We start from the raw sequence: 19,548 nt of genomic DNA on the forward strand, positions 1-19,548 counted from the left end.
GCGGAACCAGCCGGCCTGGCGGCCCCGGAGGCCGGCTCCGCGGACGGTCCCGCGGGCTCAGCGACCGAGCCTGCCGCGAACCTTCCCGACCCCGCGGCGCAGGACCTCGCGGGTGCCGGCGTCGCGCTGGACGCGACGGGCGGAGCCGAGCAGACGGACGGCCCTGCTCCCGGCGAGCGCCGCGGGGACGCGTAGCCCCGAGCGCGGCAGCGCGTACGGCTCCACGTGGGCGCCGGCCGCGTCGAACGGCTCGTCGTCGGTGACCGGCTTCCACCCGACCGACTCGCGCGGACCGTCCGAGCGCACCCGTGCCGCGGCGTCGACGAGGAGGTCGAGGTAGGTGCGCCCCTGGACGTGCGGCGACCAGGCGAGCAGGGCCTCGCGGCGGGCGCGGGCGCCGATCCGGCGCCGCAGGGCCGGGTCCGTGACGAGCGCGTCGAGGGCCGCGGTCCAGCCGTCGACGTCGCCCGGGAGGAACCCGGTGATGCCGTCGGTCACGGACTCGCGGAACGGCTGCGTCGGCGACGCGACGACCGGCGTCTCCACGAGGGCGGACTCGAGCCACTTGATCGCCGACTTCGCCTCGTTGAAGATCGACCCGGGCGTGAGCGGGGCGAGGCTGACATCGACGTCGCGCAGCAGGCCCGGCAGGTCGTACCAGGGGACGAACGGCAGGCGCCGCACGCGCTCGGCGTGGGCGGCGAGCGCCCCGGTGGGCCGCAGGTGGCCGCCGAGCCACAGCTCGACGGACGGGTGGCGCTCGAGGATGTCGATGACGGCGGGCTCGACCATCGCCCAGTCGGCGTCGTGGGTGGTGGTGCCCGAGAAGTAGCCGATGCGGACCGGCCCCTCGGTGCGCTCGCGGCGCAGCGCCCGGTCCGAGCGGCGGGCGAGCAGGGTGCCGACGCCGTTGGGGAACCGGTAGGACGGCATGGTCGTCACCGCGGTGGCGTGCTCGCACAGCGTCTGCGTGGAGCCGACGTAGGCGTCGGCGAGCTCCATCGAGGTGCGGTAGCGGCGCACGCCGCGCCACCACAGGGCGAGCTCGTCGGCGGGCATGCCCTCCAGCCCGTCAACCTGGCCCTCGAGCGCGGGGTCGAAGATGAGGTCGTCGATGTCGAACAGGACCGGGACTGCGCGGGGCCGTGCCCGGACCTGGGCCACCAGGTCCACGATCTGGTCGGTCGCCGGCACGCGGTAGAGGACGAGGGCGTCGCAGCGGCGCGCCTCCTCGATCAGGCGGGGGTCGCGGTAGTGGCGCACCCGCGCGGAGACGCCGTGCAGCCCGAGCGCCTCGGCGGCGAGCTGGGTGCGGTACCGCTGGGGCGCCCCCTGGATGCCACTGACGAACAGGACGCGGCGCATGAGGGCGTGCTCGGCGTCCCGCGCCCCCGAGTCCGCCGTCGCCGAGAGTGCGGTTCTCGGTCCTCGAGCGTGCGGTTCGTCGTCGGGCACGTGGGCCTCCTCCCCCGGCGACGCCGGCGACACACCCGGCGACGCCGCCTCCGCCGTCCCGGCCGGCTTCCCGCACATCGCCGCGTAGCGCGCGATGAGGCCGTCGACCTGGTCGGACAGGGCGAGGACCGGGCTCGCCGATCCCTGCCCCGTGCGGGCACGGGCGCGGGCGGGGTCGGCCACGAGGCCGCGCAGCCGGGCGAGCAGCGTGTCCTCGTCGCCGGCGGGGACGATCCACCCGTTGACGTCCTCCGCGACGGCCTCCTCCGGCCCGAGGGTGTCGGTCGCGAGGACCGCGAGGCCGGCCCCGAGCGCCTCGCGGGTGAGGATCGAGTGGGACTCGCGCATGATCGAGGGCAGCACGAGGACGTCGGCGCCGGCGAGCACCCCGGCGCGGTCCTCGGGGGCGAACGGGGGGCGCAGCCGGATCTGCGGCGGCACGGGGCCGCCGGCGTCGGCGTCGGCGCGAGTGCCGTACATGTCGAGGGTCCACCCAGCCCCAGGGTCCTCGGCGGCGAGGCGGCGGGCGGCAGACAGCAGGAGCGGCCCGCCCTTGACGGCGTCGTTCCCGCCGGCGAAGAGCAGGCGCAGCGGCCCGTCGCCCGTCCGCGGCTCCGGCGCCGGGTCGCCCGCGCCGACGCCCTCGCCGACGCCGGGCAGCCCGTTCTCGTCGACCTCGAGCAGCTCGGGGGCCACGCCGTTGGCGAGGAACGTGGCGGCGGCCGAGGCCGACGGGGCGAGCACGACGTCGGCGTGGGCGAGCTCGGGGGCCAGCGCCGCGAGGCGGGCGTCGGCGTCGTCGCGGCCCCGCTCGCACCGGCACACCCCGCAGCCGACGACCAGCGAGCACGGCCTCAGGTCGCGGTCGACGAGGAACTGGCGCGTGCACTGCCACCACCAGTCGTGCGCCGTGACGACGACCGCCGCGCCCGACTCCTTGGCCGCCCGGACGAGCGAGCCGCCCAGGGTCTGCAGGGAGTGCAGGTGCACGACGTCGGGCCGCACCTGCTCGAGCCAGCCACGGAAGTCGGCCTCGACGGCGGGGTTGGCCCAGTTCTTCCGGTCCGACCAGGAGGTGTAGGGGTGGGTCTCGATCCAGCGCACCCGCACCGTGCCGTGCTCGCCGGTGTCGGTATCGTCCCAGGTCGACAGGGCGCGTCGGGAGTCGTCGAGGTGCCCGGCGTAGACGTGCGCCTCGTGCCCGGCGGCGGCGAGCGCCCGCGCGATGCGCCGCGGGACCAGCGTGCCGCCGGAGACGAAGTTCGGCGGGTAGTGGGCCGAGACCTGGGCGACGCGCATGATCTCGATCCTAGGCAGGGGTGCGGGCGGCGGCCGGACCGGCGCACTAGCGTGTGGCGCATGGCCGAGACCCCTTCCACCTGGCTCGACGACCTCGCCGCGACGGACGCCGAGCTGCACGCCTCGCTCGCCGGACGCATCGAGCTCCTCGGCCGGGACGCCTGGTCGCGCCGCACGATCGAGGCCGAGGCCGCGCTCGGGCAGGCCCGCGCGACGATCACCCTCCAGGACCGGCTCCTGCGCGACCTCGCCGCTCGGCACGTCGAGCTCGAGGACGACATCCGCGAGCTCCAGAACCCCGGGTCGACGGCTATGCCGGGGGATGCCGCGGCGCCGTCGCGGGCCCGCCGGTTCGTCGCCTCCGTGCCGGGCCGGGCGAAGGTCGCCGTCACCGATCCGGCGCGGGCGCTGCGCGCGGTCCGCCGCCGGCTGCCCGGCGGCGCCGCGTGACCGGGACGGACAGCCCCGGGCCGGACGGCAGCACGACGATCCCCGACGGCGACGCCACCGCCGACGCGCCCCCGCCGCGGATCTCGCTCCTCGTCCTGCCCGGCACCGAGGACGAGCTGATCCACACCCGAGCCTCGCTCGAGGCGCAGAGCGAGGGACCGTGGGAGCTGTTGGAGACCGGCCCCGCCGCCGACGCCCCGGCGAACACGGACACCGCCGACGACACGATCGGCGCCGACGACGAGGACGCTCCCCCACTGCCTCCTCGCCACCCCGACCTGCCGGCCGCGGCCGCGGCGGCCCGCGGTGAGTGGATCGGTGTCCTCGGCGCCGGTGACTCCCTCGAGCCGGGCGTGCTCGCCACCATCCTCTCGGCGATCGACGCGGCGCCGGACGTCCGCGTGGTCCACGCTGACGAGCGCCTCCCTGACGGCCGCACCCACGCCAAGCCCTCCTGGATGCCCCGGGCGCTCGAACAGCTCGACGTCCTCGGCCGCCTCACCCTCGTCCGCGCCGACCTCATGGCCGAGGTCGGGGGCCTCACCGACGAGGAGGCCGCCGAGTGGGACCTCCACCTGCGCCTCGCCGAGCACCTCGGCGCGGGCGACCCGCTCGCGCCGAGCCCCGACGTCCTCCACCTGCCGCTGACCTCCCTCGCCCGGGCCACGGACCCGGCCGACCTCCTCGACGCCGGCGCGGCCGCCGTCGAGCGGTCGCTGGCCAGGCGTGGCTCGTCCGCCGTCGTGGTGCGTCCGCACGCGACCGCGCCGGACAGCACCGACGAGCAGGCGCCCGTCGACACGGCGCCGGCCCCCCCGCCGTCGGACCACCTCGTCCTCGAGCGCCCGCTGCCCCGCACGCCGCGCGTGTCCGTCGTGATCCCCACCGGCGGCGGGCACCGCGAGACGCCCGCGGGCACGGTCCGTTCGGTCGACGTCGTCCTGGAGACGCTCCTGGCACGCACCGACTATCCCGACTACGACGTCGTCGTCGTGACCTCCGAGGGGACCGAGGCAGGCGTCGCGGAGGACTGCCGCGCCCTGGATCCGCGCGTCTCGGTGGTCGAGGCCGGCGGGCCGTTCAACTTCTCGCGCTCGATCAACGCAGGCGTCGGCGCGGCGAGCGGCGAGCTCGTCCTCCTGCTCAACGACGACGCCGAGATCGTCGACCCCACCTGGCTGCGCGACCTCGTGGCGATCGGGCTCGAGGACGGGATCGGCGCCGTCGGCGCGCGCCTGCTCTACGGGGACGGCACCATCCAGCACGCCGGGATCGTCATGAGCGCCGACCGCACGCCGTCGCACCTGCTCGCCCACGAGCCCGACGGCGTCCCGCGCCTCGGGGTGGGCAGCGCGGACCTCGAGCACCTCGCCGTCACGGCGGCCTGCCTGCTCACGCCGCGGGCGGCGTTCGAGCAGGTCGGCGGCCTGTCGGAGGAGCTCCCGCTCAGCTACAACGACGTGGACTACTGCCTCAAGCTGCGCACGGTCGGCCTGCGGACGGTGTGCGCCGGGGGCGTGCGCGTGATCCACCACGAGTCCGTCACGCGCGACGCGACCGTGACCGACCGCGAGCACGCCGCGGTCACGTGGTGGTCCGGGATCACGGCGCTCGACCCCTGGTACTGGGGCGTGTGACCAGGCGCGTCACGCGAAGACGGCCAGCACGTAGACCGCGAAGAGCACGAGGTGGGCCGCGCCGTGCATCGCGGTGACGCGCCGCCCGGAGAACGTCGTGACCGACAGCGCCAGCGCGACGCCGACCAGCAGGAGGTTCGCCGGCGACTCTGCGAGCACCACCTGCTGCCCCGTGACCGCGCCGATGACGAGGACCGCCGGGATCGTCAGCCCGACCGTGGACACCAGCGCGCCGTGGCAGAGGTTGCTCACGCGCTGCACCTCGCCGGCGAGCGCCGCTCGGACCGAGGTGATCGACTCCGGGAGGAACACGATGCAGGCGATGAGCAGTCCGGACAGGGCGACGGGCGCGCCGAGGCGGCCCAGGCCGTCGTCGAGGAGCGCCGCCATGTCGTGCGAGAGCAGGACGATCGGCAGGACGGTGACGACGAGCAGCGCGAACCGCAGGAGGATCTCGGTGCGGTGCGCGGCGAAGGTCTCGGCCAGGTTCGACGGTCCGCCGGCGTCCCGGTGCGCGCCGGCGTCCCGGTCCGCCCCGGGCCGTACGCGGGGGTCGACCTCCCGGAAGTCGTTCGCCTGCGCACCCGTCTGGCGCCAGAGGAAGAACGCGTAGAGCACCACCGTCAGCCCGACGACGACCACCGCCTGTCCGCCGGTGTACGACCCGCCGTCGCCGATCGTCGCCGGCAGGGCGAACGCCAGTGCCGCGAGGACCACGAGCATCGCCAGGTACGCGGACGTCCCCGTCCGGTTGTGCTCGAGGTCCCCGTGCCTCAGCCCGCCGGCGAGCAGGGACAGCCCGACGACGGCGCACAGGATGATCATCGCCACCGCCATGACGGAGTCGCGGGCGATCGTCGTGTGGTCGCCGGGGCCGAGCATGACGGCCGAGATGAGCACGACCTCGATGACGACGATCGACAGCGTGAGGACGAGCGAGCCGTACGGGTCGCCGAGGCGCCGGGCGAGGTGCTCGGCCTCCCGGACCACGCCGAACGCGCACAGGAGGATGACGCCGACGATCGCCGCAAGCGCGCCGGCGAGCAGCGGGGCGGGGACGGGTGGCTCGAGCAGGGGGCCGGCGAGCGCGAGAGCGACGACGGCGAACCACCCGATCGCGAGGCGCCCGATGGCGGTGGGGGTGAGGACCGTCCGGACCGTGGTGGACATCAGCTGATCTGTCCCGTTCCACGGGGCCGTCCCCGTGCCGTGCGACACCGACGGGCCGTCCCGTCCGTGGCCGTGCCTGCGCACGCACCGGGCAGGTTACGACACTCCCGCGGAGGTGTCCGTATCGCCGGTCACCACCGGCTGCGCGCAGGTACGGCCTCAGCGCCATGCGCCCAGCCCCCGGGCCCGGGCCCCGGGCCCCGGCGCCGAGTTCGGTGATCCGCCCATGAGGTAGGGGATCCGATCCCCGCACTCGTCGGCAGACCCCCGCACTGGTCGGAAGCGAGCCGCCGGATCCCCTCACTCGTCGGAAGCGAGCCGCCGGAGCCGCTCCCGCTCCCGCTACCGCCCGAGGCGCCGCCGGACCTTCCGTGCCACGCCGCCCACTCCGTCGCGGCGCAGCGTCCGCCACGCTCCCCCGGCGTCGGCACGAAGCCTGGTGGCCCGCGAGACCTGCCCGGGCTCCACTCCGGCGGCCCGCTCGGCCGCGAGCCGCTCAGCGTCCGCGGAACGGCGCGGGTCCCGGCAGAACTCCACGAGCGGGGCGAGCGCGTGCTCCCACGTCTGTGCCTCGGCCACCCGCCCGACGGCGGCGCGCACCTCGGCCGCGCGCGCCTCGTCGGTCAGCAGCCCGCTCAGGGCGTCCGCGAGCGCGCCCACGTCCTCGGCCGGCACCGCGGCGCCGAGATCCTCGGCGGTGACGAGCGCCCCGAAGTGGTCGCCGTCGGTGCACACGATCGGCAGGCCCGCCCACAGGTAGTCGAGGATGCGGGTGCGGAAGCTGAACGCGGTCTCGACGTGGTCGAAGTGCGCGGAGACGCCGACGTCGGCGTCGAGCAGGTAGTCGGCGCGCCGCTCGTAGGGCACCCAGTCCTCGTTGAAGAACACGTGGCGGCCGCTGAGCCCGAGCTCGTCGGACAGCTCGCGGGTGCGGACGGCCATCGCCATCTCGGGCACGTCCGGGTTGGGGTGCTTCATCCCGAGGAAGTACAGCCTGACGTTCGGCACGGCCTCGCGCACGCGGTCCACCGCCCGGATGACGGTGAGCGGGTCGAACCAGTTGTAGACGCCGCCGCCCCACAGGATCACCGGATCGTCGGCCGCGATACCGTCGACCGCTCCCTTGATGCCGTGCGCGCGCTGCACGGGGGCCGCGGCGTCCATGCCGAACGGGACGACGGTGATGAGGGAGCGCAGGGAGGTGTCGGCGTCGTAGGTGTCGGGGTTGACGCGGCCGGCGGCCGCGAGGTGGCCGATCCACAGGTCGCGCTGCTTGTCCGACGCGCACAGGAACAGGTCCCCGCGCCGCGCCTGGGCGCCGAGCTCGGTGAGCGCGCGGGCGAGCGCCGCGTGCCGCTCGGCTGCGGGCCGGAAGCGCTCGACCTCGAGGGACTCCAGGTGGAACGGGTCGTAGAGGTCGACGACGAGGACCACGCCCGAGTCCTGCAGCCAGTCGAACGTGGAGACGACATACCCCTGGACGACGACGACGTCGGCCGCCTCGACCTCGGCGCGGAAGCCCTCGACGGTGGTCCGCGCCGTCTCGAACCCCTCGCCCTCGCGCGAGCACCCGCCGAACGTGAGGAGACGGACGTCGTGCTCGCGGCCCAGCGCGCGGGCGATCTCGAACGCCCGGATCGCGGGGCCGGCCATCCGCTCGGCGAGAGTGTCCAGGGTGACGACGAGGATGCGTCGGCGCTCGGTCATCGCGTCTCTCCGCTCTCTCGGGCCCCGTGCGCGGGCAGGTCGGGGGTCGGGTCGACCGATTCCATGGGCACGACCGGCGACGGCCCGCTCGACCCCGACGGCCCGCTCGACCCGGACGGCCCGCTCGACCCGGACGGCCCGCTCGACCCGGACGGCTCAAGCGGCTCCGGAGCCCCGTCGGGGACCCGCCAGCCCGAGTCGGACTGGATGTAGCCGCCCCACCAGCGCTCGGCGCCGTTCTCGACGACGAACCGGGCGGAGTCGCGCACCTGGTCGTAGGTGTGCTGCGTCGTCGAGTCGGTCAGCGAGGTGACGACCACGTAGCCGCCGGGCGCGAACGCCACGCGTGGCGCCACGCAGTCGATGACGCCGCGGCCGCGCACGGTCCCCAGGCGCGGGCCGTGGTCGAAGGTGTTCGACGCCCACAGGTACGTACCGTCGGTGTGCTCGACCCCGATGCCCATGACGGGGTCGGTGACGGGCTCGTGCGCGTCGTAGTGGACCCGGACGGTCATGTCCTCGCCCTGCTTGACGGGGCTGCCCGGGCCACCGGGCCCGAAGACCTCGACCTCCTCGATGGTCAGCTCGCCGGAACCCCAGTGGGTGCGGCCGTGCTCGTCGAGCCGGGTCGAGGCGTGCGTGGAGTCGAGGTAGCGCTCGAGCACGTGGGAGGCCGGGCCGACGGCGCGCAGCTCGCCGTGGTCGAGCCACGCGGCCTGGTCGGCCATGGTGCGCAGGGTGGGCATCGAGTGCGAGACGACCACGACGGTGCGGCCCTCCCGGCGGAACTGCGCGAACTTCGCGGCGCACTTCTCCTGGAAGGCGGCGTCGCCGACGGCGAGGACCTCGTCGACGACGAGGATCTCGGGGTCGACGTGGATCGCCACGGAGAACCCGAGCCGGACGTACATGCCCGAGGAGTAGTTCTTCACCGGCTGGTCGATGAACTGCTCGACGCCGGAGAACTCGACGATGTCGTCGAACTTCTTGTCGATCTCCGGCCTCTTCATCCCCAGGATCGAGCCGTTGAGGTAGATGTTGTCCCGCCCGGACAGCTCGGGGTGGAAACCGGAGCCGACCTCGAGGAGCGCGGCCATCCGTCCGCGGGCGGTGATGCTCCCCGACGTCGGGTAGAGGATCTTCGCCAGGCACTTGAGCAGGGTGGACTTGCCCGAGCCGTTGTCGCCGACGAGCGCGAACGTCGACGCCTCGGGGATCTCCAGCGAGACGTCCTTCAGCGCCCAGAAGTCCTCGTGGACGGAGCGCCGGCGGCGCATGACGGCGGCCTTCAGCGTCTGGTTGCGCTCGTGGTACACGCGGAACCTCTTCGAGACGTCGTCGACGGTGATCGCGGCGGCGCCGCCGGTCGGGATGCTCACAGGGCCTCGGCCAGTCCCTTCTCGTGCCGGGAGAACAGGTGCGCGCCGACGACGAAGGCGCCGACGGCCCAGGCCAGGACCACCAGCGTGGTACTCAGCTCCGGCAGGCGGTTGTCGTACAGGAGGTTGCGGAAGACCTCGGCGAACTGGACCAGGGGGTTGAGCAGGTAGAGGTCGAGGATCGACACGGGCCCGACCAGGTCGCCGATCCGGTCCGACTGCTCGGCCACGAGGCGCACCGGGTAGACGATCGGCGTGAGGTAGAACCACATCTGGAACAGGATCGTCACGAAGTGCTGGGTGTCCCGGAAGTAGACGTTGGCGATCGACGCCAGCAGCCCGGCGCCCGTCGCGAAGACGGCGAAGACCCCCATCGCGAGGATCACGAGCGGCAGGAGCGGCAGCGGGTTCGCGCCGACGACGAGCAGCACGACCGTGAGGACACCCATCTCGATCGACCAGGTGAACATCCACGACGCCACGGTGGACACGATGAGGGCGCCGCGGGGGAAGTGGACCTTCTTGATGAGGTTCTCGTTGCCGACGAGCGCGTTCATCGAGCCGGTGACGACGTTGGTGAAGAACGTCCACGGCAGGAGCATGCACAGCAGCCAGATGGCGAAGATGTTCAGTCCGGACGGGTCGCCCGGGTCCGGCTGGATGCGGATGATGAAGGCGAAGACGACCGTGTAGATCGCCATGGCGGCGAGCGGGTTGGCCAGCGACCACAGCTGGCCGAGCGCCGTCCGGCTGTACTTGCCCTTGACCTCTCGCATCGTGAGGTTGACCAGCAGCTCCCTCGAGCCGCGCAGGTCGGTCAGGAACCGCACGTGCGTCCGTCCTCCCGTGGTGCCGCCGGTGCTCCGCGGGCGCGGGGCACCGACCAGGGTAGACCAGCGCCCCGCCGCACGGCTGCGACGGGGCGGAGGTCCGGTCGGGCGCCCGCGGGCGGCGGCGGCGCGCCCCGGGCGTCGGGCCCGCGGGTCAGGAGCGCAGGGCGGTCAGGAGGGCAGGACGCGCAGGTAGACCGGCTCGCCGCCGACCCACGAGTTCGGCCCCTCCCGGGTACCCATGTTCGGGTTCCAGGCGGCGACGTTCTGGCCGTCGCCGAGGTTGATGGCGACGTGGCCGGGCCACCAGATGAGGTCGCCCGGGCGCGCCTCGCTCGCGGGCACCTGCTCGTAGTGCGCGAAGGCGCCCCACATGGTGGTCCGCGGGATGGTGACGCCGAGCTGGGCGTACACGTAGTGGGCGAACCCGATGCAGTCCCAGCCCGCGGGCGTGGTGCCGCCCCAGCGGTACGGGGCGCCGATGTAGGAGCGCGCGATGTCGACGACGCGGTCGCCCCGCCAGTCGGTGGCGGGTGCCTCCTCGCGCTCCTCGCTGCGCGACGGCGGTGCGGCGGTGCGGGTGTCCCGGCGCACGCCGAGCGTGTCGACGCCGTCGCCGTCCCAGTCGCCCACCATGACGACGTCGTCGGTGCGGCCGTAGCTAACGACCTGCTCCGCGACGCCGTTGCTCAGCGAGTTGCGCAGGTGGTACTGCACGCCGCGCCGCACACCCAGGCCGTCGACCCGGTCACCGTTCCAGTCGCCGACGACGACCTGGTCGTCGGACCGCCCGTAGTCGACCACCGCGTCCGCGACACCCGTGGTGAGGGTGTTGCGCAGGAAGTACTGGTTGCCGCGGCGCACGGCGATCGAGTCCACGCCGTCGCCGTTGAAGTCGCCCACGAGCACGTCGTCGCCCGCGCGGCCGTAGTGCACGACCTGGTCGGCCGGGCCGGAGGTCACGGAGTTGCGGATGTGGAACTGGTTCCCGCGGCGCACGGCGAGGGTGTCGACGCCGTCGCCGTCCCAGTCGCCGACGAACACCTCGTCACCCGCGCGGCCGTAGTAGATCGTCGTGTGGGCGGGACGGGAGGTGTTCGACGTCGTGACGGCGAACTCCGCACCACGGCGCACCACCACGGTGTCGACCCCGTTGCCGGTGAAGTCGCCGACGTACGCCGCGCCGTCGGGGTGGCCGAACGTCATCGTCACGGCGGTGGTCCCGGGCGTGGAGCCGCTGAGGTGGTACTCGGCGCCGCTGCCGCCGATGTCGCCGCCGGCTGCCCCGGTCGCTGCGGGGGCCAGGACGACGGCGGCTGCCATCACGGTCACGGTGGCTGCGGTGAGCCGGCTCGACGTTCGCACCAGAGACACTCCTCGTTCCGGCGACCTCGTCCGGGGCGGACGTGGTTCACGCAGTGGCGGTCCGGGCACGGATCTGGTCGTCCGGCTCGGCATGGGGGGATTTCGAACGTGACCCTACGGTGATACTTCCGTGACTGGTGGTGTTCGTGAGGAGGATCACGAAAAAGTATCGGCGTGTCACGCGGCGGACACTCCGATCCGCGGTAATGGACCTCCACTACACCACCGGGGCTCATGAGGCAAATGGGACTCGTGTGGGAGGCGCGGACCCACCGCGAACGACGACGGCGGCCCGGCAGGAGCTGCCGGGCCGCCGTCGTCGCGGGAGGGGCTGCGCGTCAGCGCACCACCCCGAGGGTGTCGGTGCCGTTGCGGTCCCAGTCGCCGACGACGACCCGGTCGGTGGCCCGTCCGAACGTCACGGTGCGGTCCGCCGTGCCGGAGGTCAGGGCGTTGCGCATGAAGTACTGCGCGCCGCGGCGCACCGTGAACGTGTCCGTCCCGTTGCCGTCCCAGTCGCCGACGACGACCTGGTCGCCGGCCCGGCCGTAGTCCAGGACCGTCGAGGCGGGGCCGGCAGCCAACCCGTTGGTGAGGAAGTACCGGTTGCCCCGGCGCACGGCGAACGTGTCGCGGCCGTTGCCGGTCCAGTCGCCCACGAGGAGCTCGTCCCCGACCCGGCCGTAGGCGAACTCGACGTGCGCGGCCCCGGACCGGAGGTCGTTTCGCAGGTAGAGCACGTTGCCGCGGCGCACGCCGAGGGTGTCGACGCCGTCGCGGTCCCAGTCGCCCACGAGGAGCTCGTCGCCCGGTCGGCCGTAGTCGAGGACGATGTCCGGGACCGGGTCGTGGCCGTTGGTCAGCTCGATAGTGCTTCCGTGCCGGACACCGACCGTGTCCCGGCCGTTGCCGGTCCAGTCGCCGACGAGCACCTCGAGCCCGCGCTCGCCGAACTCGAACTCGACGTCCGCGGTCGTGGACCACGAGTTCGACAGGAAGAACCGGTTGCCCACCATGTCGCGGATCTCCGCGATCATGCCTGGCAGGGCCGCCGCCACGTAGGGGCCCGGGCAGATGGTGCGGGTCTGGTAGGCGACGTCGCGGTGGCCCATGATCGCCGGCATCGGCTGGCCGGCGTAGGCATAGGCCGTGCCGCGCGAGGTGATGCCGGTCGGGGCGTCGACGTCGACCCCGGCGAGCGAGAAGCGCCATGCGATGACGTCGCGGACGGCGTCCATGGCCGCCTGCGGCGCGGGGCCGTAGCTGAAGTCGCCCATGATCGAGACGCCGACCGTGTTCTGGTTGGCCGGAGCCGCGTGCGCGCCGATGGTCATCCGGTCGGGCGCTGCCGCGAGCGAGCCGGTCCGCCCCTCGTAGGTCCGGCCCCAGCGGTCGACGAGGAAGTTGTAGCCGATGTCCCCCCAGCCGCGGGTCTGCGCGTGGTAGTAGTAGATGCTCCGCACCACGCCCGGCGCCTCGGCGTACGTGTACGTGTTCGTCCCTGCCGTGTGGTGGACGACCGCCGCACGCAGCTCGGCGTACACGGGCGGCCAGAAGAAGTGGGCCGGGTCGGCGCCCCATCCGGCGCGGGAGATGATCGCGGGCCGGGACGCGATGACGTCCGGCTGGGCGAGCGCGTCCGGGGCGCTCTGCGCGTCCGGGGCACTCTGCGCGTCCGGCGAACCCTGCGCGTCCGGGGTGCCCGGCAGGCTCTGCGCGGAGGCGGGCGCGCCCGAGACGGACTGCTCCTCGACGGCGACGGTCGGCGTGCCCGGGCCCCCCGGGGCGAGCTCGACGGCGCCGTCCACGTCGGTCGGGACGAGCGTGAGCCGCAGGTCGGCGGGCAGCTCGCCCGAGCCCGGGTCGACCTGCACCTGGACGCCGTCGGACTCGGTCGTGAGGAACGGCTCCGTGCCGCCGGGCAGCGTGTCGTCACCCGGCGACTCCGGCTCGAGGTCGGACCACGAGGACCACTCGCCGCCCGCCCGCGTACGGACGTAGATCGAGGCGTCCTGGGCGATCATCTCGCCCGCTGCCCACGTGACGCCGGCCAGGTTGAAGCCCTCGGTGTCGAGCTCCTCGGTGAGGACGCTGAGCTCCCCGGCCTCCTGCGCGCCGACCACCTCGGCGTCGACGGCGTTGGGGGCGGCGCCGCCGGGCAGCGCGCTCGCGGACACGCGGCCGGGGTCCGCCACGCCCGCCTCGGCGGAGGCCGTGGGTGCACCGGAGTCGTCGGTCAGGGTGAGCACCTGCAGCGGCGTCGGGTCGGAGCCGGCGGCCGGGGAGCCCTCCGGCGTCTCGCCCTGCGGCGTCTCGCCCTGCGGCGTCTCGGCGCCCGGGGCAGTGGTGGCGGGCGCGGCGGGCGCGTCCGTGGTGGAGTCGTCGGGCTCGGCGACGGCGGGGCTCAGGATCGCCGGCACGCTCAGGGCGGTGACCAGGGCGGACGCGAGCACCGCCCGTCGTGGTCGTCGGAGGAAGTGGACGGCTGGGCGCTGCGCAGCAGACATCGGTACGACACCTCGGGGGAAGGACGGGGTGGAATATGGCGGTTGCCGCGCGCGACGGTACCGTGCAGACATGAGAATGTCTGTAGTCGGAACGGGTTATCTCGGCGCCGTGCACGCAGCCTGCATGGCGAGCCTGGGGCACGAGGTGGTCGGCCTCGACGTCGACGAGGCGAAGGTCGCGCTGCTCTCCTCGGGCCAGGCTCCGTTCCACGAGCCGGGCTTCGACGAGCTGCTCAAGGAGCAGGTGGACTCGGGTCGGCTGACCTTCACGACCGACCCGGCCGAGGTCGCGGGCGCCCTGGTCCACTTCATCGGCGTGGGCACGCCCCAGGTCGAGGGTGGCTACGCCGCGGACCTCACCTACGTCGACGCCGCCGTCGCCTCGCTGCTGCCGCACCTCGGGCCGGTCGACGGGCGTCGTCCCCTGGTCGTCGGGAAGTCGACCGTGCCGGTGGGCACCGCCGAGCGGCTCGCCGCCCAGGTCGAGCCCGCGGGTGGCCTGCTCGTGTGGAACCCGGAGTTCCTGCGCGAGGGCTTCGCGGTGCAGGACACGATCGATCCGGACCGGATCGTCTACGGCCTGTCGAAGGACGAGTCCGACGCCGCCGAGGCCAAGGCCGTCCTCGACGAGGTCTACGCCGAGCTTCTCGCCCGCGACATCCCGCTGGTCGTCACCGACTACGCCACCGCCGAGCTCGTCAAGGTGGCCGCCAACTCCTTCCTCGCCACGAAGATCTCGTTCATCAACGCGATGGCCGAGCTGTGCACGGCGACCGGGGCGGACGTCTCCACGCTCGCCGAGGCCATCGGGCACGACGACCGGATCGGGAAGAAGTTCCTGCGCGCCGGGATCGGGTTCGGTGGGGGCTGCCTGCCCAAGGACATCCGGGCGTTCATGGCCCGCGCGGGCGAGCTCGGGGCCGACCAGGCGCTGACGTTCCTGCGCGAGGTCGACCTCATCAACGATCGCACGCGGCTGCACGCGGTGGACCTGGCGCGCCGCGCGGTCGGCGGCAGGCTGCGGCACAAGACGGTCGCCGTGCTCGGCGCGGCGTTCAAGCCCGACAGCGACGACATGCGCAACTCCCCCGCCCTGGACATCGCCCGCCGGGTCCACGACGAGGGCGCCCACGTCAAGGTCACGGACCCCGCCGCGGGACCGGTGCTGCGCAAGCGCGGCACGCGGCTGGAGGTCGTGGACTCCGCCCGCGAGGCCGCCGACGGTGCCGACGTCGTCATGCTGCTCACCGAGTGGAAGCAGTTCAAGGAGCTCGATCCCGACGAGCTCGCCGAGGTCGCCCCCGCGCGGATCATCGTCGACGGCCGTAACGCCCTGGACCCGGCCCGCTGGCGCGCCGCCGGCTGGACGTACTACGGCATCGGTCGTCCCTGACCGCCCGCCACCGAAGATCAGGAGAGACCATGCAGATCCTCGTCACCGGCGGAGCCGGCTTCATCGGCGCGAACTTCGTGCGCAGCACCGTCGCCGAGCGGCCCGACGCCGAGATCACCGTCCTCGACAAGCTCACCTACGCGGGCCACACCGCCTCCCTCGCCGGGGTCGAGCGGACCCGTCTGGTCACGGGCGACATCGCCGACCGGGACACGGTCGACCCGCTCGTGGCGGAGGCCGACCTGGTGGTGCACTTCGCCGCCGAATCGCACAACGACAACTCGCTCGGCGACCCGAGCCCGTTCGTCACCACCAACCTCGTGGGCACGTTCCAGCTGCTCGAGGCCGTGCGTCGCCACGGTGTGCGCCTGCACCACATCTCGACCGACGAGGTGTACGGCGACCTCGAGCTGGACGACCCTGAGCGCTTCGTCGAGAGCACCCCGTACAACCCGTCCTCCCCGTACTCGGCGACGAAGGCGGGCTCGGACCTGCTCGTGCGCGCCTGGGTACGCTCCTTCGGCATCACCGCGACGATCTCGAACTGCTCGAACAACTACGGGCCCTACCAGCACGTCGAGAAGTTCATCCCCCGCCAGATCACCAACCTCATCGACGACGTGCGCCCACGCCTGTACGGCGCGGGGGCCAACGTGCGCGACTGGATCCACGTCGACGACCACAACGCGGCCGTGTGGACGATCATCGAGAAGGGCACCCCCGGGGAGACCTACCTCATCGGGGCCGACGGCGAACGGTCGAACAAGGAGGTCGTCGAGCTCATCCTCACGCAGATGGGCCGCGACTCCGGCGACTACGACCACGTCACCGACCGGCCCGGGCACGACCTGCGCTACGCCATCGACTCCACCCGGCTGCGCACCGAGCTCGGCTGGGAGCCGCGGTTCACGAGCTTCGAGGAGGGGCTGCGCGCCACGATCGACTGGTACCGGGACAACGAGGACTGGTGGCGGCCGCAGAAGGCGGCGGTCGAGGCGAGGTACGCGGCGCAGGGCCACTGACCGCGACCTCCCGACGAGTGAGGGGATACTTCCTCACGAATGAGGGGAGTCTTCCTCACGGTCGACGCAGCCGGACCGTTGCTTCGGCCGGCTCCGCGGCGCACCACGCGTGGGAGACCGCTCGGTCCCGTGTGGTTCGAGCTCGACGACGCGCGTTGGTCAGTCCTGGCGGAGGACGATCGGTTCGGGAGCCGTCCACCGCGTACGAGCAAGCTGGGACCGGCGCGGTAGTAGATCGGCGACGGGTTCGAGCGGATGCTCGAGCGAGTGCCGGAGCGTCGCTCTGATGCGTCGAACTGCGTCGGTCGCCGAGATGCCGTCGTCGCGATCGAACCGGACGACATCGTGACCGAGCGCGGTGATGGCGCGCTCACGGCGCTCCTGCTCGTGGAGCACGGTCCGTCGCTCGAGCCCGGTCATGCCGAACTTGCCCTCGCCGTCGTACTCCTGGTGGGACCATCGCGGAGATCCGTCCGGCAGGAGCCCGTCTCGGAGGGCCAGGTCGGTGAAGTAGGTGGTGCCGGGCACGACGACGGGGCACTGGGCGACGACGTCCCGACGCCCCCAGGTGAGGACCACCCATCGCAACCACGTCTCGCGCGCGGACTCGGACCACGCGACGGACCAGTCGATCACGCTCCGTGCGGACCGGGCGCCGCGGGCGCGCACCGGGAGGTTCTCGAGGCGGCGACGCCACCGGGTGCGGATCGCTCGGGCGCGACTCTCGGTCCCGGCCCGGTCGAAGCGGTCGACGGCGCTGCCGAGGGCGAGGGCGTGGTCGGCGCTGACGAGCGCATCGAGCGGGACGGTGAACCGGGACAGGTCGATGATCGTGCGGTCCATCGAGGTGACAGGTACGCCGTCGATCTCGACGATGTCCTCGTCGGGCAGCGGAAGGGTGTGCCGCACATGGTCCGGAGTGTCCCGGGTGCTCGTGTGACTCGGCGCGGTGAGCTCCGGGAGGACCGGGAACGAGCGGATGCGTAGACCGTGGAGAAGGGCGGCCGACGTGTGACTCAGGGCGTGCCTCGTCGTGGTGCGCCGGCTGACGGCGACTGCTCGTGCGGCGATGATCGAGGCGCGGCGTTCGTACGTCGGTTGGTCCTCCGGGAGGTCGACCGCCGTCGCGCGTCGGACCAGGAGGCGCTCATGGCCTGGCTCCGGCGGAGCCAGGGTGGAGCCGATCCGGTGCCGATGCTCGGAGAGCAGGGTCGGGAGATGGAGACCGCGTCTGTCGTCGAAGAAGGGCACGGCGAGACACTTGCGCGCACGGGCCACCTGCTGCCCGCCCGTGCCTCGTGGCTGTGGACGGACATGCGTCGGGCGGGCCTGAGGAGCTGGCGCGACGTGAGGCCGGTCAACGGGTGCGCCGAGCCCAGCGACCGATCAATGACCGAAGAACCCCCCTCATTCGTGAGGAGAACTCCCCTCATTCGTCACGAAGAATCCCCTCACTCGCCGGAGTGGCGGGTGAGGAGGCGGGCGCGGGCCCGCAGGCCGCCCGCGAGGGCGGACCGGACCGGCAGCTGCCACCAGGCGTCGTACCGGGCGCGCAGGTAGCGCTCCGCGCTGCGGTGGTGCGCGCGCACCATCGGGGCCGGTCGCTCGCGCCAGCTCGCGCCCTGGTCGTGGACGACCTGCGCGGACGGGACGTAGACGTTGTCCCAGCCGGCCCGTGCGAGCCGGTCCCCGAGGTCGGTGTCCTCGAAGAACATGAAGTAGCCCTCGTCGAAGCCGCCGACTGCGTCGAACGCGGAGCGCCGCAGCAGCAGGCACGCGCCGGAGAGCCAGCCGACGGCGCGTTCCTCGCGCGCCCCCATCCCCGAGCGCTGCTGGTACCGCGCGGTGAACGGGTTGCCCGGCCAGATCGGCGCGAGCACGGCGTGACCGCCACCCACCACGAGGCTCGGCAGCGCGCGCGCCGACGCGTAGACCGTCCCGTCGAGGTTGAGGATCGTCGGCCCGAGCGCTCCCGCGCGGGCGTGGCGCTCCCCCGCCTCCAGCAGCGTGTCGAGCGAGCCCGCGCGCCACTCGACGTCGGTGTTGACGACGACCAGCCACGGCTCGACGCCCCCGCGCGCGCCGAGGTTGGCCGCCGTCCCGTACCCGAGGTTGGCGCCCGGACGAACGACCTCGGCGCCGTGGGCCGCCGCGACCTCGTCGACGGCCTCGTGGGCCCGCCCGTTGTCGACGATCGTCAGGCGCACGCGCGCGGCGGTGGCGTCCGCGAGCGTGGCGGCAAAGGTCGCGAGCTCGCGCCGATCCGGGTTGTAGGCGATCGTCACGACGTGGACGTCGGCCGCGGCCTCCCGGCCGCCGGGCCGGCCGGCGTTCACCGGCTCCGCCACGCCTTCCAGGCCGAGTCGACCATGTCGACCAGGCCGAGCTCGGCGGTGAAGCCGAGGAGCTCGCGGGCCAGCGTCACGTCGGCCACGGACCGCGGCGGGTCGCCCGGGCGTCGCGGGACGACCACGGGCTGCGTCTCGTCACCCGTGACGGCGCGCACCGCGGCGAGCACCTCGCGCACGGAGCTGCCCACCCCCGTGCCCACGTTGACCACCGTCGGCGAGGCGGGCTCCCCCGCCGCGCGCCGCTCGTCGGCCCCGACGAGGTGGTCGAGCGCGAGGAGGTGGGCGCGGGCCAGGTCGACGACGTGCACGTAGTCCCGCACGCACGTGCCGTCCGGCGTGGGGTAGTCGTCCCCAAAGATCCGCGGCGGCTCGCCCGCGTCGAGCCGCTCGAGGACCATGGGGATGAGGTTCTGGACCGCGGTGTCGCCGAGCAGCGGCCCGGCGGCGCCGGCGGCGTTGAAGTAGCGCAGCGACATCGGGTCGAGCGTGCCCGCGGCGGCGGCGTCGTCGAGGATCTGCTCCCCGACGAGCTTGGTGCGGCCGTACGGGCTCAGCGCCTGGGTGGGGGCGGTCTCGGTGAGCAGGTCGTCCTCGGAGATGCCGTACACCGACGCCGACGACGAGAAGACGATCCGTCGGCAGCCGCTGGACTCCATCGCGCGCACGACGGTCAGCAGTCCGCCGACGTTCTGCGTCCAGTACCAGGTCGGCCGCTCGACGGACTCCCCCACCTGCTTGCGGCCGGCGAAGTGCACGACGGCGTCGATCGTCCGCTCCGCCATGACCTTGGCGAGGAGCTCCTCGGACCCGTCGGCGGCGAGGTCGAGCGTGACGAGGGTGACGCCGTCGATCCGCTCGGCGACGCCGGTGCTCAGGTCGTCGACGACGAGGACCTCCTCACCGCGCTCCCGGAGCTGGGCAACCACGTGCCCGCCGATGTAGCCGGCACCGCCGGTGATGAGGACAGCCATGGCGTCAGGCTA

Annotated in this window: 14 protein-coding genes; 4 read left to right on the forward strand and 10 right to left on the reverse strand. The window is 73.5% G+C overall.

The features are described from left to right. Positions 1-57 precede the first annotated feature (57 nt). Positions 58-2,754 carry a glycosyltransferase gene (locus ACPYO4_RS10555; RefSeq protein ID WP_425709195.1) on the reverse strand — a complete coding sequence of 899 codons (2,697 nt, stop codon included), beginning with the start codon at positions 2,752-2,754 and terminating at the stop codon, positions 58-60. 60 nt (positions 2,755-2,814) lie between these two features. Here ACPYO4_RS10555 and ACPYO4_RS10560 point away from each other — a divergent pair, with 60 nt between their 5' ends. Together ACPYO4_RS10560 and ACPYO4_RS10565 are read left to right on the forward strand one after the other, a co-directional pair. Then, entirely contained in the window at positions 2,815-3,204 is a 390-nt protein-coding gene (locus ACPYO4_RS10560; RefSeq protein WP_425709196.1) for a hypothetical protein, read from the forward strand. After that, complete coding sequence (locus tag ACPYO4_RS10565; protein ID WP_425709197.1) at positions 3,201-4,841, forward strand: glycosyltransferase family 2 protein; 1,641 nt, start codon at positions 3,201-3,203, stop codon at positions 4,839-4,841. Before ACPYO4_RS10560 ends, ACPYO4_RS10565 begins: the two co-directional genes overlap by 4 nt. A 9-nt stretch (positions 4,842-4,850) precedes the next feature. Here the strand turns inward: ACPYO4_RS10565 and ACPYO4_RS10570 are convergent, their stop codons facing one another. From ACPYO4_RS10570 to ACPYO4_RS10595, 6 genes are all read right to left on the reverse strand, one after another. Further along, positions 4,851-6,011, reverse strand: coding sequence for a calcium:proton antiporter (locus ACPYO4_RS10570; protein ID WP_425709198.1), 1,161 nt, complete (start codon positions 6,009-6,011; stop codon positions 4,851-4,853). Between the two features lie 342 nt (positions 6,012-6,353). Continuing rightward, the gene (locus ACPYO4_RS10575) at positions 6,354-7,718 is read right to left on the reverse strand and encodes a glycosyltransferase family 4 protein (protein ID WP_425709199.1); all 1,365 of its coding nucleotides are present in this window, start codon (positions 7,716-7,718) and stop codon (positions 6,354-6,356) included. Further along, positions 7,715-9,097 (reverse strand): ABC transporter ATP-binding protein, encoded by a 1,383-nt coding sequence (locus ACPYO4_RS10580; RefSeq protein WP_425709200.1) that lies wholly within the window; start codon positions 9,095-9,097, stop codon positions 7,715-7,717. Before ACPYO4_RS10580 ends, ACPYO4_RS10575 begins: the two co-directional genes overlap by 4 nt. After that, on the reverse strand, positions 9,094-9,927 hold the full coding sequence (locus tag ACPYO4_RS10585; protein WP_425709201.1) for an ABC transporter permease: 834 nt from the start codon (positions 9,925-9,927) through the stop codon (positions 9,094-9,096). Before ACPYO4_RS10585 ends, ACPYO4_RS10580 begins: the two co-directional genes overlap by 4 nt. Before the next feature lie 171 nt (positions 9,928-10,098). After that, positions 10,099-11,292, reverse strand: coding sequence for a C40 family peptidase (locus ACPYO4_RS10590; RefSeq protein ID WP_425709202.1), 1,194 nt, complete (start codon positions 11,290-11,292; stop codon positions 10,099-10,101). A 338-nt stretch (positions 11,293-11,630) separates the two neighbouring features. Next, entirely contained in the window at positions 11,631-13,799 is a 2,169-nt protein-coding gene (locus tag ACPYO4_RS10595) for an N-acetylmuramoyl-L-alanine amidase (protein WP_425709203.1), read from the reverse strand. Positions 13,800-13,869: 70 nt separating this feature from the next. Between ACPYO4_RS10595 and ACPYO4_RS10600 the strand changes: the two genes are divergently transcribed. Next, the gene (locus ACPYO4_RS10600) at positions 13,870-15,192 is read left to right on the forward strand and encodes a UDP-glucose dehydrogenase family protein (RefSeq protein WP_425709204.1); all 1,323 of its coding nucleotides are present in this window, start codon (positions 13,870-13,872) and stop codon (positions 15,190-15,192) included. Between the two features lie 29 nt (positions 15,193-15,221). Continuing rightward, positions 15,222-16,214: a dTDP-glucose 4,6-dehydratase gene (gene rfbB / locus ACPYO4_RS10605; RefSeq protein WP_425709205.1), complete on the forward strand. Its 993-nt coding sequence runs from the start codon at positions 15,222-15,224 to the stop codon at positions 16,212-16,214. Positions 16,215-16,373: 159 nt separating this feature from the next. On the opposite strand, the gene ACPYO4_RS10610 is transcribed toward rfbB, so the two are convergent. The 3 genes from ACPYO4_RS10610 to galE form a co-directional block, all read right to left on the reverse strand. After that, positions 16,374-17,123 (reverse strand): hypothetical protein, encoded by a 750-nt coding sequence (locus ACPYO4_RS10610; RefSeq protein ID WP_425709206.1) that lies wholly within the window; start codon positions 17,121-17,123, stop codon positions 16,374-16,376. A 542-nt stretch (positions 17,124-17,665) separates the two neighbouring features. Then, positions 17,666-18,562, reverse strand: a complete 897-nt coding sequence (locus ACPYO4_RS10615; protein WP_425709207.1) for a glycosyltransferase — start codon at positions 18,560-18,562, stop codon at positions 17,666-17,668. Then, on the reverse strand, positions 18,547-19,536 hold the full coding sequence (gene galE / locus ACPYO4_RS10620; RefSeq protein WP_425709208.1) for a UDP-glucose 4-epimerase GalE: 990 nt from the start codon (positions 19,534-19,536) through the stop codon (positions 18,547-18,549). The genes ACPYO4_RS10615 and galE overlap by 16 nt, the downstream gene beginning before the upstream one ends. Positions 19,537-19,548 lie beyond the last annotated feature (12 nt).

The organism is Georgenia sp. Z1491 (assembly GCF_049856175.1).
Taxonomy (GTDB): domain Bacteria; phylum Actinomycetota; class Actinomycetes; order Actinomycetales; family Actinomycetaceae; genus JB111.